This is a genomic window from Cupriavidus taiwanensis (genome assembly GCF_900250115.1).
Taxonomy (GTDB): Bacteria; Pseudomonadota; Gammaproteobacteria; order Burkholderiales; family Burkholderiaceae; genus Cupriavidus; species Cupriavidus taiwanensis_B.
Window position 1 is genome coordinate 1,409,229 of the sequence record NZ_LT984803.1, and the last position, 15,780, is coordinate 1,425,008.

The window sequence follows — 15,780 nt, forward strand, 5'->3', positions numbered from 1 at the left end:
CATGGCCACGCCCGGCACGGCATGTGGCGCATCGTCGCGCCACCCCGCCGTTGCGATGGGCCAGTATGCCACGCGCGATCACCCCCACATGGGAAGTTGGTGACGGTCGCGGCGAAATCAAGCCGCCTGCATTGCCGCCTCGCTGCCGCGGCGCGCGCGGAAGATCACCAGCGTGGCGACCAGCCCGCACAGCGCGGCGAACATCAGCCACAGGCCCGGGGCGGCCTTGTTGCCGGTGGCGTGGATCAGGTAGGTCGAGATCGCCGGCGTGAAGCCGCCGAACAGCGCGGTCGCCAGGCTGTACGCCAGCGAAAAGCCGGTGGTGCGCACCGCGGGCGGCATGATCTCGGTCAGCGCCACCACCATCGCGCCGTTATAGCTGCCGTACAGGAACGACAGCCACAACTCCACCATCAGCAGCCGCGCGAACGACGGCTCGGCCACCAGCCACGACACCGCCGGATACGCGCTCAGCAGCGTCGCCACCGTGAAGCCCAGCAGCAGCGGCTTGCGCCCGACGCGGTCCGACAGCGCGCCCATCAGCGGCAGCCAGATAAAGTTGGACAGGCCCACGCACATGGTGACGATCAGGTTGTCGGTGTCGTCGAGCCTGAGCACGGTCTTGCCGAAGGTCGGCGTGTACGCGGTGATCATGTAGAACGACACCGTGGTCATCACCACCATCATGCAGCCGGCCAGGATGATGCGCCAGTTCTCCAGCATCGAGCGGTAGATCTCGCCGATCGCCGGGCGGTGCTTGCGCGCCTTGAAGGCCTCGGTCTCTTCGAGCGAACGGCGGATCAGGAACAGGAACGGCACGATCAGGCAACCGACCAGGAAGGGGATGCGCCAGCCCCATTCGTCCATCTGCGCCGGCGCCAGCGTGGCGTGCAGGATCACGCCGAGCAGGCCGGCGAAGATCACCGCGACCTGCTGGCTGCCCGACTGCCACGCGACATAGAAGCCCTTGCGCCCGGGCCTGGCGATCTCGGACAGGTACACCGAGACCCCGCCCAGCTCCACGCCCGCGGAAAAGCCCTGCAGCAGGCGCCCGGCCAGCACCAGCAGCGGCGCGGCCACGCCGATGGTGGCATAGCCCGGCACGCAGGCGATCAGCAGCGTGCCCAGCGCCATCAGCACCAGCGTCATGATCAGGCCCTTGCGGCGGCCGTGGTGGTCGATGTACGCGCCCAGCACGATCGCGCCCAGCGGGCGCATCAGGAAGCCCGCGCCAAAAGTGGCGAGCGAAAGCATCAGCGAGGCAAACTCGTTGCCGCTGGGGAAGAACGTCCTGGCGATGGCGGCGGCGTAGAAGCCGTACACCATGAAGTCATACATTTCCAGGAAGTTGCCGCTGACGACGCGGAACACGGTGCGGAACCCGTGCTGCGAGCCGGCGGACGCTGCGGTGGTTTCTGACATGGCTGTCTCTCGGGCGCCGCCGGTGCGATCCGGCGGCATGATTGTCGGGAGGTATCAGCCAGGCGCGCGGGGCACGCCATGTGGGTGGAGGGTTGCCGCGGGCCTGATGACGGGCGCCAGTGTGCGCCGCGCCGCTGTCATTGCCCTGTCAAATGCCTTTCAGAAAGCTATCAGCGGCTGTCGAAAACCTGTCAGGTCGCCGCTCAGGCGCGCCGGAAGCACGCGCTGACCACCAGTCCGGTGGCCGGCGCGGCGCGGTTGGCCAGCAGCAGCCGGCCGCCGTTGCGCTGCATGATGCGGTTGACGATGGACATGCCCAGCCCGGCGCCCTTGGCTTCGCTGCGCGCGGCGTCGAGCCGGTAGAAGGGCCGCGTCAGCAGCGACAACTGCCCGTCGGGCACGCCGTTGCCATGGTCGGCCACGGTCAGCACCGCTTCCTTGTCATCGACGCGCGTGGAGATCTCCACCACCGCCATGCCGGTCTGCTCATCCTTGGCGTAGCGGCGCGCGTTCTCGACGAGGTTGTCGAGGATGCGCTGCACCTCCATGCGGTTGGCCACCGCCATCACCGGCTCGTTGGCGCGCACGTGCACGCGCACGTCGTCGTGCGCGGCATAGACGCCGACCGCATCGTGCACCAGCGCCGACAGGTCCACCGGCTCGACCGTCTCGAGCGGCGGGCGCGCGTAGTTGAGGAACTGGCCGATGATGGCGTCCATCTGCTCGATGTCGGCAATCATGGCGTCGCGCGTGGTGCCGTCCATCGGCGACATCTCGGTTTCCAGCCGCAGTCGCGTCAGCGGCGTGCGCAGGTCATGCGAGATGCCGGCCAGCATCACCACGCGGTCGTCGTCGAGCTGGCGCAGGTCGCGCACCATCTGGTTGAAGCTGTGGTTGGCCAGCGCCACTTCGCTGGCGCCGTGCTCGGGCAGCGGCGGCGGATCGCCGCCGGCGCCGATGGCGCGCGCGGCGTTGGCCAGCCGCTTGAGGGGGTAGTTGACGCGCGCGGTGATAAAGGCCGCGCCGATGATCGACAGCAGCAGCGCGGCGATGCTCCACCACAGCCACTGGATGCCGGGCACGCGCTCGAAGCGCTCCGGGCTGATCGCGACCCAGTAGTCGTCGCCCTCGATCTCGAAGCTGACCCACACCCCGGGGATGTCGTTGACGGTGGTGGCCAGCACGGTGTCCTCGCCCAGGCGGCTGCGGATCTCCTGCTGCACCAGCGAGGTCAGGAACGGATTGGCGGTGGGCGCGGCGAAGTCGTCGTCCTTCTCGCGCGGATAGACCTTGATGCCTTCGTTCTGCACCAGGTCCAGCAGCAGGAAGCGGCGCCGCGCGGGATCGGAATAGAGCAGCGCGGCGCGCGTCAGCTTGACCACGCTGACCACCTGCATGGCTATCTGCTGCGCGCGCGGGGCGCGTTCGAACAGCCGGTAGCTCTGGAACCAGATCCCAAGCGAGATGGCCAGCAGCAGGGCGATCAGCATGAAGGTCCGCCAGAACAGCGAACCAAAGAACCGCGTTGCGGTACGGCCGATTACGGTCGCCACGATAGGAACAGCGGCCGCACTCGGTTATTTCACGCCATCGGGAATGAAGACGTAGCCCAGGCCCCACACCGTCTGGATGAAACGGGGGTTGCTCGGGTCCGGCTCGATCAGCTTGCGCAGGCGCGAGATCTGCACGTCGAGGCTGCGGTCGAACACTTCGTATTCGCGGCCGCGCGCCATTTCCATCAGCTTTTCACGCGACAGCGGCTGGCGCGGATGGCGCGCGAACACCTTCAGCACCGAGAATTCGCCGGTGGTCAGCGTGATTTCCTCGTCGTTCTTGGTCAGCGTGCGCGTGGCCAGGTTCAGCACGAAGTCGCCGAAGGCGAAGGTCTCGGGCGTTTCCGACGGGGCGCCGGGCACTTCGGCCGGGCCCTTGCGGCGCAGCACCGCGTGGATGCGCGCGATCAGCTCGCGCGGATTGAAGGGCTTGGGCAGGTAATCGTCGGCGCCCATCTCCAGGCCGACGATGCGGTCCACGTCCTCGCCCTTGGCGGTGAGCATGATGATCGGGGTCTGGTCGTTGGCGCCGCGCAGCCGGCGGCAGATCGACAGGCCGTCTTCGCCGGGCATCATCAGGTCCAGCACCAGCAGGTCGAAACGCTCGCGCAGCCAGAGCTTGTTCATCGCGGTGGCGTTCTCCGCCACCAGCACGGTAAAACCCTGTTCGCCCAGATAGCGGCGCAGCAGATCGCGCAGACGCGGGTCATCGTCGACGACGAGAATCTTGTGGCTGGTATTTTCCATGGCGGTATCTTAGCGACTATCGCTTTCGCTCAAAATGGCTTAACAAAACGTTACATACTTTACCCCGTGGTATGGCAGTGTGCATCAATCGTGCGATTACACTGCGCAATCCGTCCATTTCGGCGCCAGGCGCGGCTGTTTTCCGCGCATTTTCGCCGGACGTTCCACGGCTTCCGCCAGCCCGCCCAGCGCTCGCTGGCGCAATGCTTGCAGAGCGCGCGGTGCCGGACGGGGTACCGGGATTCCCGCCTTCGGGGCAGTCCAACCACTGCCTTTTCGCGAAGCCAAGACCGCCATTATCAATGAAAGTGAACCGAACCCGGCACGGGCAGCCGCAGCATGGTATCGCCGGCGCATGCCTTGCGCTGGCGCTGTGCATGCCGGGCGGGACGGCGCTGGCGCAATCGGCGGGTATGGCCAACTTGCTCAAGCGCTATCCGTCGACACAGGCGAGCGACCCGGGCAACAGCCAGCGCGAGGCGCGCGCCCGCGCCGAGCGCCACCGCACCGAGCAGCGCGAGGCCGAGCGCCGGCGCGGCGAGGAGCGCGGCGGCTCGCGGCTGTCGCCGGACGAGCGCCGCCGGCTGCGCAAGAACCTCTACGACTTCGGCCGCGACATCTACCAGGGCGGCTAGCCGCGCGGCTTGAAATGGCGCAGGAAATCCACGAAGACCTCGGCGGCCAGCTGCGCGTCTTCGCTGGTGATGGTCTCCAGCGGGTTGTGGCTGATGCCGCCGTTGCCGCAGCGTACGAACAGCATCGCCACCTCGGTGACCCGCTGCATCATCATGGCGTCATGGCCGGCCCCGGACGGCAGCTCGAACGCCTGCAGCCCGCGCTTCTTCAGCACCGCCCCGAACTGATCCATCAGCCAGCGCGCGCATGGCGCGTTGTTGACCGGCGGCACCCGCTCCACCTGCGCGCTCAGCCCGCGCCGTTCGGCGATCTGCGCGATGCCGGCAACGATGTCGGCGATGGCGGCCTCGCGGATGGCGTCCTCGCCGGCGCGGATATCCATCGAGAAGGTGCAGGCCGCGGGGATGACATTGCTCGAGCCGTTCGGCACCTGCAGCTGGCCTACGGTGCCGACCAGTGTCGGCGCTGCCGCGCAGCGCTGCTCCACCAGCAGGACCATCTCGGCTGCGCCCGCGGCGGCGTCGCGGCGCATGCCCATCGGCGTGGTGCCGGCGTGGCTGGCGAGGCCTTCGACGCGCACCGAGAAACGGCTGCTGCCGGCAATCTGCGTGACCACGCCCAGCGGCAACTCATGGTGCAGCAGCACCGGACCCTGTTCGATATGGACTTCGACAAAGCCCAGCAGCGACACCGGATCGAGCGCCGCGTCGCGCAGCGCCTGCAGCCCGCCGGCGCCCGGCAGGCCGGACGCGGCCAGCGCCTCGCGCAAGGTGATGCCGTCCGCGTCCTGGCGTTCGAGCAGTGCGGCGTCGAAGCGGCCGGCCAGCACGCTGCTGGCGAGGAAGCTGGTCTTGAAGCGCAGTCCCTCTTCTTCGGCGAAGGCCACCACGTCGACGTGGTAGGGCAGGCGGATGCCGGCCCGGTCGAGCGCGCCGATCACGGCTATCGGCAGCAGGATGCCAAGCCGGCCGTCATAGCGCCCGCCATTGCGCACGGTGTCGAAGTGCGAGCCGGTCAGCAGCACGCGCGGGTCGCGCACGGCGGGATCGGCCGCATAGCGGCCGACGACATTGCCGATGGCATCGATGCGCACCTGCATGCCGGCGGCTTCCATCCACTGCGCCAGCAGCGCCTGCGCGGCGCGGTGGGCGGGCGTCAGGTAGGCGCAGGTCAGGCCGCCCTCCATGTCGGAGAAGCGGGCGAGTTCGTCGGCGTGGGCCAGGATGGTGTCGCCGAGGGAAGCGGAGGTCTGCGTCATGGCGGTACGGCGTGAGGCAAGTGGATCGGGAAGGGCGGCGTCATCGGCGTGCTAGCTGTTGCGCACCCAGGTCTTCCAGGCGATCCACAGCTTGCGCAGCGGCGTCAGCGCGATGCGCTGGTTCAGCACCTGGAACTCGCTGGCCTCCAGTTCATCGAGCAGCGCGTGGTAGATCGCGCCCATCAGCAGGCCGGCGCGCTGGGCGCGGCGGTCCTGCCGCGGCAGCAGCGCCAGCGCCTCATGGTACAGCGCGCGGGCCCGGCCGGCGTGGTACTGCATCAGCGCGACAAAGCGCCCGGAATGCTCGCCCTTGAGGATCTCTGAAGCCGGCACCTGGAATTGCTGCAGCGTATTAACCGGCAGGTAGATGCGGCCGCGCCGGGCGTCCTCGCCGACATCGCGCAGGATATTGACCAGCTGCAGCGACTGCCCCAGCTTTTCGGCGAAGACCAGCGTCTGCGGATCGGTGTAGCCGAACAGGCGCGCGCTGAGGGTGCCGACCACGCCGGCCACGCAGTGGCAGTAGCGCGCCAGGCCGGCTTCGTCCAGGTAGCGGGTCTGGGTCAGGTCCATTTCCATGCCCTCCAGCACTTCCGCCATTTCGGCCTGGCTCAGGCCGGCGCTGGCGACGTGCGGCTGCAGGGCCTGGGTGGTGGGATGGGTCGGCGCGCCGTCGAACAGGCGGCGCAGCTCGGCACGCCACCAGTCGAGCTGCTGGTGCGCCAGGCCGGCGTCATGGGTGTCGTCGACCACGTCGTCGACCTCGCGGCACCAGGCATAGAGCGCGGTGATCGCGCGGCGCCGCTCGGCCGGCAGGAACAGGAAGCTGTAATAGAAGCTCGAGCCGCTCTGGGCGACTTTCTCTTGGCAATACTGATCGGGCGTCACGCCGGTCTCGGGTCGAAGAAATGTGGAAAGCGGGGGAAAGCGGGGGTGCCAGGCCGATGGGAGTCAGCCGCCTTGCAGTGCGCCAGCGGCGCGCCGGATTGTAGCACCGCGCCCGGCCCGGCCCGGCCGCGCCGGGCGCAGTTCGCCGCCCCGGAGCGCCGCTGAAGCTTGCTTCCAGGCATTTCGTCGCCTGCCGTTTGACGCACCCCGGAGCGGTCGTTATATTACTGACCGAAAAGTTATTTAGTGCCCGTGCCGGCCTCCGGCCTCCGGCCATCCGCCGGCCATCGTCACGCTGCCACCCTCGGCCCGCCACCTTGCGCGGCGTGAATGCGGTGGAGCGCGGTGGCGCGCGGCCCGCCCAGCAGTTGTACCGATTCCGACTCGTTGCCTACCGATGCCAGTGCTTTGCCAACTGCCGGAAGTTGCGGCCGCAGATAACTCTGTCACCCCCGTCGTCACCACGCCGCACCGGCACGCCAGGCGGGGCGGCCGCGGCATGGCCGTGGCGGCGCTGTCGCTGCTGGCTGGTGCGCTGGTGCTGGCCGGCTGCGGCAAGGCGCCCGAGCCCGCGCCGGAGATCCGCCCGGTGCGCATGATGCAGCTCAGCCCGCATAGCGGCAAGACCGCCTTCGAGTTTTCCGGCGACGTGCGCCCGCGCGTGGAGTCGCGGCTGGGCTTTCGCGTCGGCGGCAAGATCGCCGCGCGGCTGGTCGATGTCGGCGCCGTGGTCAGCAAGGGCCAGCCGCTGGCACGGCTGGACCCGGCCGACCTGTCACTGGCCGAAACCGGCTCGCGCGCGCAGTTCGAGGCCGCCCGCACCGAGCGCGACCTCGCCGCGGCCGACCTGAAGCGCTATAACGACCTGTTCGCCAAGGGCTTTATCAGTGCCGCCGAGCACCACCGGCGACAGGCCGGTTTCGATGCCGCCGAGGCGCGGCTGCGCCAGGCGCAAGCCGGGCTGCGCACCCAGTCCAACCAGACCGCCTATGCGGTGCTGCATGCCGACGCCGACGGCGTGGTTACCGCCATCGACGCCGAGGTGGGCCAGGTCGTCACCCCCGGCCAGCCGGTGGTGCGGGTCGCGCAGACGGCCGAGAAGGAAGTGGCGATCGGCCTGCCCGAGGACCAGGTCGGACTGCTGCGCGGCCTGACCGATGTGACCGTCCATACCTGGGCCGAGCCGCAGCGCGCGCTGCCCGGCCGCGTGCGCGAGATCGCCGCCGCTGCCGACCCGGTCACGCGCACCTACGCCACCCGCGTGAGCGTGCCCAACCCGCCCCCCGACCTCAAGCTGGGCATGACCGCGGTGGTGACCTTCGTGCGTACCGGCGCCGCCCCGGCGCTGCGCGTGCCGCTGACCGCGCTGCTGCAGGAGCAGGGCCGCGACCTGGTCTGGATCTACGATGCCCCCTCCGGCACGGTCAAGCCGGTGGCGGTGACGCTGGGCGAGGCCTTCGGCAACGAGATCGAGGTGCGCCAGGGCCTGGCGCCGGGCCAGACCATCGTCACCGCGGGCGTGCACCTGCTGCGCCCGGGGCAGAAGGTGCGGCCGCTGCAGACGGTCGCGCCGGCGTCGGCAGCGGCCGCCACCCCGAAGCAGGGGTGAGCGGATGGACCATTCCCGCTTCAACCTGTCGCGCTGGGCGCTCGAGCACCAGCCGCTGACCCGCTACCTGCTGGTGGTGCTGCTGCTCGGCGGCCTGCTGGCTTTCTTCCAGCTCGGCCAGGACGAGGACCCGCCGTTCACCTTCCGCGTGATGGTGGTGCAGGCGTTCTGGCCCGGCGCCACCGCCGAGCAGATCGCGGTCCAGGTCACCGACAAGATCGAGCGCCAGCTGCAGGAAGTGCCCTATGCGGACAAGATCCGCAGCTTCTCCAAGCCCGGCGAGACCACGGTGATCTTCCAGCTCAAGGACACCTCGCCCGCCAGGGAGACCGCGCAGGTCTGGTACACCGTGCGCAAGAAGATCGGCGACATCCAGCAGACCTTGCCCGCCGGCGTGCGCGGGCCGTTCTTCAACGACGAGTTCGGCGACGTCTACGGCACCATCTACGCGCTCTCGGCCGATGGCTTCAATTACAAGGAGCTGCGTGAATATGCCGACCTGGTGCGCCAGGAACTGCTGCGGGTGCCGTCGGTGGCCAAGGTGTCGCTGATCGGGCTGCAGGACGAGAAGGTCTACATCGAATTCAACCAGGCGCGCTTTGCCCAGCTGGGGCTGGACATCAATGCCATCGCCGACCAGATCTCGCAGCAGAACAACCTCACCGGCAGCGGCGTGCTGGTAACCCCGAGCGACAACCTGCAGGTGCGCCTGTCGGGCCAGTTCGCCAGCGTGGCAGACCTGGAGAACCTGGTGCTGCGCGGGCCCAACGGCATCGCCAACATCCGCCTGGGCGACATCGCCCAGGTCTACCGCGGCTATGTCGACCCTACCCAGCAGCGCATGCGCTTCAACGGCAAGGACGTGATCGGGCTGGGCATCTCGATGCAGAAGGGCGGCGACATCATCGAGCTGGGCAAGAACCTGCGCAGCGCCTTCGAGCGGCTGCGCGGCCAGTTGCCGGTGGGTATCGAGATGGACCAGGTGCAGGACCAGCCCGAGGCGGTGCAGCGCTCGGTCGGCGAGTTCGTGCGGGTGCTGATCGAGGCGGTGGTGATCGTGCTGGCGGTGAGCTTTGTCTCGCTGGGCCTGCACACGCGGCCGCTGCGGCTCGACGTGCGCCCCGGGCTGGTGGTGGCGCTGACCATCCCGCTGGTGCTGGCGGTGACGTTCCTGTTCATGAACATCTTCGGCATCGGCCTGCACAAGATCTCGCTGGGTGCGCTGATCGTGGCGCTGGGACTGCTGGTCGACGACGCCATCATCGCGGTCGAGATGATGGTGCGCAAGCTGGAAGAGGGCTTCTCCAAGATGGAGGCCGCCACCTTCGCCTATACCTCGACCGCGATGCCGATGCTGACCGGCACGCTGATCACCGCGGCCGGCTTCCTGCCGGTGGGGCTGGCACGTTCGACAGTGGGCGAGTACACCTTCGCCATCTTCGCGGTGACGGCGCTGGCGCTGGTGCTGTCGTGGCTGGCGGCGGTCTACTTCACGCCCTACCTGGGCTACCTGCTGCTCAAGACCCGCGGCCGGGGCGCGGGCGAGGCCCACGAGGTCTTCGACACGCCGTTCTACGCGCGCTTCCGCCGGCTGGTGGACTGGTGCGTCAGCTGGCGCAAGCTGGTGATCGCGATCACGCTGGTGGCGTTCGCGCTGGGCCTCTACGCCTTCAAGTTCGTCGAGAAGCAGTTCTTTCCGGATTCGAGCCGCCCGGAGCTGATGGTGGAGCTGTGGATGCCGGAGGGCACCAGCTTTGCCCAGATGGAAACCGAAGCCAAGCGCTTCGAGCAACGGATCGGCAAGGACAAGGAGGTCGCCAGCCTGACCACCTTCGTCGGCACCGGCGCGCCGCGCTTCTACCTGCCGCTGGACCAGATCTTCCCGCAGACCAACGTGGCGCAGGTAATCGTGATGCCGGCCAGCACCGAAGTGCGCGACGCGCTGCGCCGCCGCATCATCAAGCTGCTCGACGCCGAGTTCCCGTACCTGCGCGGCCGCGTCAAGCTGCTGCCCAACGGGCCGCCGGTGGCCTATCCGGTGCAGTTCCGCGTAATCGGGCCGGATGCCGCCGGCGTGCGCCGGCTGGCCGACCAGGTCAAGGCCGAGATGCGCGCCAATCCCAACACCGTCGGCGTCAACGACAACTGGAACGAGAACGTCAAGATGCTGCGCCTGGAGATCGACCAGGACAAGGCGCGCGCGCTCGGCGTGACCACCCAGGCCATCGCCCGCGTCACGCAGACGGTGCTGAGCGGCGTGCCGGTGGGGCAGTACCGCGACGGCGACAAGCTGATCGACATCCTGATGCGCACCCCGCGCAATGAGCGCGACGCGATTTCGGACCTGAACAATATGCTGGTGCCGACCAGCAGCGGGCGCATGGTGCCGCTGACGCAGGTGGCGCGCGTGGCGCTGCGCTCCGAGCCCGGCGTGGTCTGGCGCGAGAACCGCGACTTCGGCGTGACCGTGCAGGCCGACGTGGTCGACGGCATCCAGGGTCCGACCGTCACCGCGCAGATCAATCCGAAACTCGATGCGCTGCGCACGCAATTGCCGCCGGGCTACCGCATCACCGTGGCCGGCGCGGAAGAAGAGAGCGGCAAGGCCGGGGCCTCGATCGCGGCGCAGCTGCCGTTGTGCATCTTCATCATCTTCACGCTGCTGATGCTGCAGCTCCACAGCTTCTCGCGCGCGGCCATGGTGTTCCTGACCGGTCCGCTCGGGCTGATCGGCGCCGCCGCCACACTGTTGCTGCTGCGCGCGCCGATGGGTTTCGTGGCGCAGCTCGGCATCACCGCGCTGCTGGGCATGATCATCCGTAACTCGGTAATTCTGGTCGACCAGATCGAGCAGGACATCCGCGCCGGCGTGCCGCAATGGACCGCCATCGTCGAAGCCGCGGTGCGCCGCTTCCGCCCGATCATCCTGACCGCCGCCGCGGCGGTGCTGGCGATGATCCCGCTGTCACGCTCGATGTTCTGGGGGCCGATGGCGGTGGCCATCATGGGCGGGCTGATCATCGCCACGGTGCTGACGCTGCTGTTCCTGCCGGCGCTGTACGCGGCATGGTTCCGCGTGCGGCGGCCCGAAGACGGGCCGGGCGCCGTGGCCGTGTGACGGCCGGCGCCAGGGTCCCGCGCCACTGCGCCAGGCTGCGCCTAGTTGCAGATCGTGCCGGGAACAGGCTTGCCCGAGGCGGTCAGTCCCTGGCAGGCATCGCCGCTGGCCAGGCTGGTGTCCGACGCCGACGCCGGCGACAGCTTCAGCTTGCCGGCCACGGTGCAACATCCGCGCGGCGGTGGCGGGTTGGGGCTGCGCTTGACGGTGGTGCCGGTCAGGGTGGTAGGGGTGCCCGGGGTTACCGAAGTGGTTGGGACCGGAGTCACCTCCGCCGCCGAGCCGGCGGCGGCTGCTGCGGCAGCGCCGGCCTTTGGCGGGCCGCCTGCTTCAGCCGACTCTTCCACTTCGGGATAGACGCATTGCCCCTGGTGGCAGATCCGCTCACCTTTGCACTGCATGTCGTACTGGCATCCGGCGGCGTGTGCGAGCGATGTCCAGCCAGCGGCCATCGACGCTGCCAACAGCAAGGCAGGGAATTTCATATGCCCTCCGATCAGGGCTGAGGTGATCATGCCGGGCCCTGCCTGCGCAGTGCGCACGGCGACCCCGACATCTTCAGCATAGATCGCCGCAAGGGTCCGCGAAAGGCGGCGCCCCTCAGGTGTTCTACCACCTGCGCCGCGCCGCGAACGCGGACGTCATCGCCCACACGCAGCCCATTGCCGCATGGCCGAGCGAAGTCGATCGAAATCCTTGGGGGGAAGGTTGTCAGCCCGCCACTTGGAAGGCGGGTGGTGCGAGGGAGGGGACTCGAACCCCTACACCATTGCTGGCGTCAGGACCTAAACCTGGTGCGTCTACCAATTTCGCCACCCTCGCGGTCCTAGCGGCGCTGCCCGGACGGGCGGCCGCGCTGCTCGTTGCAGGACAGGAAAGCAAAAAGGCGGCTGGAATTGCCCGCCTTCGTCCGCTTTGTTGCCCACGGCACCGGCCGCCGCGACGTGGTGTCGGCAAGGCTTGTGCCCGCGGTGCAACGAGGCTGCGGATTGTAGCGCAAGGTGCGGGGGGAATCCAGCCCCGTGGCGACTGCGAGCCCTGGCTGTCCGGTGCAGCTATATTGTCGGCTTTTCCAGACCATCGTCCCCACCCATGATTGCCGTTCCGACCCTGACCCCGCTGCGCTGGCGCCTGCTGTTCTGGGCCTGCGCCGCCGCCATGCTGGTGCTGTCGCTGATGCCGCCGACGCAGCCGCTGCCGACCACCGGCTGGGACAAGGCCAACCACGCGCTCGGGTTTGCGCTGCTGGGCGTGCTGGGCGCGCGTGCCTACGCTGCGCGCGGCTGGCCGCTGTGGCTGGGGCTGGTCGCGTATGGCGGCGTGATCGAGCTGCTGCAGGGGCAGACCGGCTACCGCGAGGCCGACTGGCTCGACCTGCTCGCCGACACCGTCGGCGTGGCCGCGGCCATGGCGCTGCTCTGGCTGGCGCGCCGGCTCAGCGCTCCTCGGCTTCGAGCGTGAACCCTGCGCCGTCGTCCTGCCCGAGCAGGTCGACCAGCACGGGCATGGCCTGCCGCAGCGACTCCTGCAGCCGCCACGGCGGATTGACGATGAACATGCCGCTGCCGTGCAGGCCCAGCCCGCCCTCGACCGGGCGCTTCACCGTCAGGGTCACATGCAGCCAGCTCTTGAGCGGCAGGCCCTGCAGCTGCACCGGCAGCTGCACCGCTTCGCGCCGCTGCACCTGCGGGTACCAGACCGCGTAGACGCCGGTGGCAAAGCGCTCCAGCCCGTCGCGCACGGTCTGCACGGTGCGCGCGTAGTCCTGCTTGTCTTCGTACGAAGGATCGACCAGCACCAGCGCGCGCCGCGGCGGCGGGGGCAGGATGGCCTTGATGCCGCCGAAGCCGTCGCCGTCGTACAGCATCACGCGGCGCCCGGCGCCGCGGAAGTTATCGCGCAGGACCTGGATCTCGGTGCTGTGCAGCTCGAACAGGCGCAAGCGGTCGTGCTCGCGCAGCATCTGCCAGGCCAGCCACGGCGAGCCCGGGTAGTGGCGCAGGTTGCCATCCGGGTTGAGCGCGCGCACCTGGTCCAGGTATTCGTCCAGCATCGGGGGCAGCTGGGTGCCGCTGGCGGCGGCGCGCCACAGCGGCGCGATGCCGGTTTCGAACTCGGCCTTCTTCTGCGCGTAGGCGTGGTCCAGCGCATAGAGGCCGGCGCCGGCGTGGGTGTCGATGTACCAGAACGCCTTGTCCTTCTGCGCCAGGTGCTCGAGCAGTTGCACCACGACGGCGTGCTTGAGGACATCGGCGTGATTGCCGGCATGGAAGGCGTGACGATAGCTGAGCATGTGGAGCAGGGCGCCCTGGCGGCGCAAGATCGGAGGCGGACGGCGAGGCGGTCCGCGGCAAGGCCGCTATGCTACCATCCGGCGCGAGTCGCCCCCTCCACGCCCCGCTGGTTCGCCTGGGGCATTCTGCTTCCGAGTTTCCTGTCCCATGCCGCGCGCACTAGAGCCCGCCGAGCCGATCCTGTCGGCCCAGGGCACCCCCTATTCGCCCCGCTACGACGACGTCTACCACAGCACCGAAGGCGGCCTGGCGCAGGCCGCCCATGTCTTCCTCGGCGGCAATGGCCTGCCGGGGGCGTGGGGCGGGCAACGGCAGTTCGTCATCGTCGAGACCGGCTTCGGCCAGGGGCTGAATTTCCTGGCGACCTGGCAGGCGTGGCGCGACGATCCACAGCGCTGCGGCACGCTGCATTTCGTCTCGATCGAAAAACATCCGTTCACGCGCGCGGGGCTGGCGCAACTGCATGCCAGCCTGGACGGGCTGCAGCTGCTGGCGCAGGCGCTGCAGGCGCAATGGCCGCTGGCACTGCCGGGCCTGCACCGGCTCGCGTTCGAGCAGGGCCGCGTGGTGCTGACGCTGGCGCTGGGCGATGCCGAGGCGATGCTGCCGCGGCTGGCCGCCGGGGCCGATGCATTCTACCTGGACGGCTTCTCGCCGGCGCGCAATGCCGAGATGTGGTCGGCGCCGGTGTTGCGCGGCCTGGCGCGGCTGGCGCGTCCCGGCGCGACGCTGGCGACGTATACCGCCGCGGGTTTTGTGCGGCGGGGGTTGAAGGAAGTCGGCTTCGAGGTCGACAAGGCGCCCGGCTTTGGCGGCAAGCGCGACATGACGGTCGCGCGCTTTCGCCCGCAATGGAAATCGCGCCGGCACGCGCCGCCGTTGCCGGGCCAATGGCCCGAGCGCCATGCCATCGTGATCGGCGCCGGACTGGCGGGTTGCGCCGTGACCGAGCGGCTGGCCGCGCGCGGCTGGCGCGTGACCCTGTTCGACGCCCACGCAGGTCCGGCGCGGCAGACCTCGGCGCATCGCGCCGCGGCCATGCATGCGCACGTGTCGGCCGACGACAGCCTGCTGTCGCGGCTGTCGCGTGCCGGCAACCAGTACGCCTTGCGCGCCTGGGCGGCGTTGGCCGAGGCCGGGCATCCGGTCGGCTGGCACGGCTGCGGCGTGCTGCAGATCGGCGCGGACGAGGCCGAAGGCGAGGCACAGCGCGCCGCGCTGGACGCCATGGGCCTGCCGCAGGAGTTCGTGCGCTGGATCAGCGCCGCCGAGGCGGCCGCGGCGCATCACGCCCGGGTGCCGCGCGGCGGCCTGTGGTTTTCGCAAGGCGGATGGGTCGCGCCGCCGGACATCTGCGCGGCGCAGCTTGCGCGTGCCGGCCAGGCGGTGACGGCGCGCTTCGGCTGCCGGGTTGGCGCAATCGCGCGCGTCGACGGGCAATGGCGGGCGCTCGCGCAGGACGGGGCGGTGCTGGCGGCGGCGCCGGTGCTGGTGTTGGCCAACGCACACGAGGCGCAGCAACTGCTGCCGCAGCAACACTGGACCCTGCGGCGCGTGCGCGGGCAGCTGACCACGCTGGCATCCGCGCAGGTCGATGCACTCGGTGGCTGGCCCGACTGCGTGGTGACCGGTGCCGGCTACCTGCTGCCGCGTGCCGCCGACGGCAGCGGCCGTGTCGGCTCGAGCTATGACGACGACAATGGCCCGCTGGTGGCGCAGCCGGCGGTCCACGCGGCCAACCTGGCCCGGCTGGCGGGGCTGCTGCCGGACCAGGCCGACGCCGTGGCCGCGATCGACCCTGCCGACGTGTCGGGCTATGTCGGCGTGCGCACGGTCACGCACAACCGGTTGCCGCTGATCGGGCAAGTGCCCGACGAGGCCGCCGCGGTGGCGCAGGCCGCGTCGCTGCGCGGCGCGCACCTGCGCGACCTGCCGCGCCTGCCCGGGCTGTATGCTGCGCTTGCCTATGCCTCGCGCGGCCTCACCTGGGCCGCTCTGGGTGCGGAACTGCTGGCCAGCCAGATCGAGGGCGAGCCGCTGCCGCTGGAGTCGGACCTGGCCGATGCGGTGGATCCGGCACGCCTGCTGCTGCGTGCGCTGCGCCATGGGCTGGCGGCGTAGCGCGGCGCCGCGGGGCCGGAGGGTTGCGGCGCGTTCCGGGCAAAATCTGCCGGAAGCGAATCAAAACCGTGCGATAATCCCCGTTTTCCGTTTGCGCGGAGCTTTCCGTTCGCCGGTGCGCTGCCCTGGCCGTC

Annotated in this window: 12 protein-coding genes and 1 tRNA gene; 5 read left to right on the forward strand and 8 right to left on the reverse strand. The window is 69.5% G+C overall.

The genetic code is table 11. The annotated features are described in order from the left end of the window. Window positions 1-117 precede the first annotated feature (117 nt). The 3 genes from CBM2586_RS06815 to ompR form a co-directional block, all read right to left on the reverse strand. Window positions 118-1,422: an MFS transporter gene (locus tag CBM2586_RS06815; protein WP_115662297.1), complete on the reverse strand. Its 1,305-nt coding sequence runs from the start codon at window positions 1,420-1,422 to the stop codon at window positions 118-120. A gap of 203 nt (window positions 1,423-1,625) precedes the next feature. Beyond that, on the reverse strand, window positions 1,626-2,975 hold the full coding sequence (locus CBM2586_RS06820) for an ATP-binding protein (RefSeq protein ID WP_018004459.1): 1,350 nt from the start codon (window positions 2,973-2,975) through the stop codon (window positions 1,626-1,628). 24 nt (window positions 2,976-2,999) lie between these two features. Continuing rightward, window positions 3,000-3,722, reverse strand: coding sequence for an osmolarity response regulator transcription factor OmpR (ompR, locus tag CBM2586_RS06825; protein ID WP_010810107.1), 723 nt, complete (start codon window positions 3,720-3,722; stop codon window positions 3,000-3,002). A gap of 302 nt (window positions 3,723-4,024) precedes the next feature. Between ompR and CBM2586_RS06830 the strand changes: the two genes are divergently transcribed. After that, window positions 4,025-4,357 (forward strand): hypothetical protein, encoded by a 333-nt coding sequence (locus tag CBM2586_RS06830; RefSeq protein ID WP_115662296.1) that lies wholly within the window; start codon window positions 4,025-4,027, stop codon window positions 4,355-4,357. On the opposite strand, the gene CBM2586_RS06835 is transcribed toward CBM2586_RS06830, so the two are convergent. After that, window positions 4,354-5,616, reverse strand: coding sequence for a Zn-dependent hydrolase (locus tag CBM2586_RS06835; RefSeq protein WP_115662295.1), 1,263 nt, complete (start codon window positions 5,614-5,616; stop codon window positions 4,354-4,356). The genes CBM2586_RS06830 and CBM2586_RS06835 overlap by 4 nt on opposite strands. Before the next feature lie 51 nt (window positions 5,617-5,667). Continuing rightward, window positions 5,668-6,504 carry a presqualene diphosphate synthase HpnD gene (hpnD, locus tag CBM2586_RS06840; protein WP_115662294.1) on the reverse strand — a complete coding sequence of 279 codons (837 nt, stop codon included), beginning with the start codon at window positions 6,502-6,504 and terminating at the stop codon, window positions 5,668-5,670. Between the two features lie 397 nt (window positions 6,505-6,901). Here hpnD and CBM2586_RS06845 point away from each other — a divergent pair, with 397 nt between their 5' ends. Both CBM2586_RS06845 and CBM2586_RS06850 read left to right on the forward strand, forming a co-directional pair. Further along, the gene (locus CBM2586_RS06845) at window positions 6,902-8,113 is read left to right on the forward strand and encodes an efflux RND transporter periplasmic adaptor subunit (RefSeq protein ID WP_115687085.1); all 1,212 of its coding nucleotides are present in this window, start codon (window positions 6,902-6,904) and stop codon (window positions 8,111-8,113) included. A gap of 4 nt (window positions 8,114-8,117) precedes the next feature. Then, a complete protein-coding gene (locus tag CBM2586_RS06850) occupies window positions 8,118-11,231 on the forward strand; it encodes an efflux RND transporter permease subunit (protein ID WP_115687086.1) in 3,114 nt (1,037 codons plus the stop codon). 41 nt (window positions 11,232-11,272) lie between these two features. Here CBM2586_RS06850 and CBM2586_RS06855 read toward each other — a convergent pair whose 3' ends face one another. Together CBM2586_RS06855 and CBM2586_RS06860 are read right to left on the reverse strand one after the other, a co-directional pair. Then, window positions 11,273-11,716, reverse strand: coding sequence for a hypothetical protein (locus CBM2586_RS06855; protein WP_115663767.1), 444 nt, complete (start codon window positions 11,714-11,716; stop codon window positions 11,273-11,275). Between the two features lie 250 nt (window positions 11,717-11,966). Continuing rightward, a tRNA-Leu gene (locus tag CBM2586_RS06860) sits at window positions 11,967-12,053 on the reverse strand. 270 nt (window positions 12,054-12,323) lie between these two features. Here CBM2586_RS06860 and CBM2586_RS06865 point away from each other — a divergent pair. Then, the gene (locus CBM2586_RS06865; RefSeq protein ID WP_115662291.1) at window positions 12,324-12,692 is read left to right on the forward strand and encodes a VanZ family protein; all 369 of its coding nucleotides are present in this window, start codon (window positions 12,324-12,326) and stop codon (window positions 12,690-12,692) included. On the opposite strand, the gene CBM2586_RS06870 is transcribed toward CBM2586_RS06865, so the two are convergent. Further along, window positions 12,667-13,524 (reverse strand): 23S rRNA (adenine(2030)-N(6))-methyltransferase RlmJ, encoded by an 858-nt coding sequence (locus CBM2586_RS06870; RefSeq protein WP_115688662.1) that lies wholly within the window; start codon window positions 13,522-13,524, stop codon window positions 12,667-12,669. The two genes, CBM2586_RS06865 and CBM2586_RS06870, sit on opposite strands and share 26 nt — an antisense overlap. A gap of 148 nt (window positions 13,525-13,672) precedes the next feature. Here CBM2586_RS06870 and mnmC point away from each other — a divergent pair, with 148 nt between their 5' ends. Then, on the forward strand, window positions 13,673-15,646 hold the full coding sequence (gene mnmC / locus CBM2586_RS06875; protein ID WP_115687087.1) for a bifunctional tRNA (5-methylaminomethyl-2-thiouridine)(34)-methyltransferase MnmD/FAD-dependent 5-carboxymethylaminomethyl-2-thiouridine(34) oxidoreductase MnmC: 1,974 nt from the start codon (window positions 13,673-13,675) through the stop codon (window positions 15,644-15,646). Window positions 15,647-15,780: the final 134 nt, after the last annotated feature.

Excerpts from the sequence above, each read along its gene's own strand:
- CBM2586_RS06815 (WP_115662297.1), bottom strand. The coding sequence starts at position 1,422 with ATGTCAGAAACCACCGCAGCGTCCGCCGGCTCGCAGCACGGGTTCCGC.
- ompR (WP_010810107.1), bottom strand. The coding sequence starts at position 3,722 with ATGGAAAATACCAGCCACAAGATTCTCGTCGTCGACGATGACCCGCGT.
- CBM2586_RS06830 (WP_115662296.1), top strand. The coding sequence starts at position 4,025 with ATGAAAGTGAACCGAACCCGGCACGGGCAGCCGCAGCATGGTATCGCC.
- CBM2586_RS06835 (WP_115662295.1), bottom strand. The coding sequence starts at position 5,616 with ATGACGCAGACCTCCGCTTCCCTCGGCGACACCATCCTGGCCCACGCC.
- CBM2586_RS06845 (WP_115687085.1), top strand. The coding sequence starts at position 6,902 with ATGCCAGTGCTTTGCCAACTGCCGGAAGTTGCGGCCGCAGATAACTCT.
- CBM2586_RS06850 (WP_115687086.1), top strand. The coding sequence starts at position 8,118 with ATGGACCATTCCCGCTTCAACCTGTCGCGCTGGGCGCTCGAGCACCAG.
- CBM2586_RS06855 (WP_115663767.1), bottom strand. The coding sequence starts at position 11,716 with ATGAAATTCCCTGCCTTGCTGTTGGCAGCGTCGATGGCCGCTGGCTGG.
- CBM2586_RS06865 (WP_115662291.1), top strand. The coding sequence starts at position 12,324 with ATGATTGCCGTTCCGACCCTGACCCCGCTGCGCTGGCGCCTGCTGTTC.
- CBM2586_RS06870 (WP_115688662.1), bottom strand. The coding sequence starts at position 13,524 with ATGCTCAGCTATCGTCACGCCTTCCATGCCGGCAATCACGCCGATGTC.
- mnmC (WP_115687087.1), top strand. The coding sequence starts at position 13,673 with ATGCCGCGCGCACTAGAGCCCGCCGAGCCGATCCTGTCGGCCCAGGGC.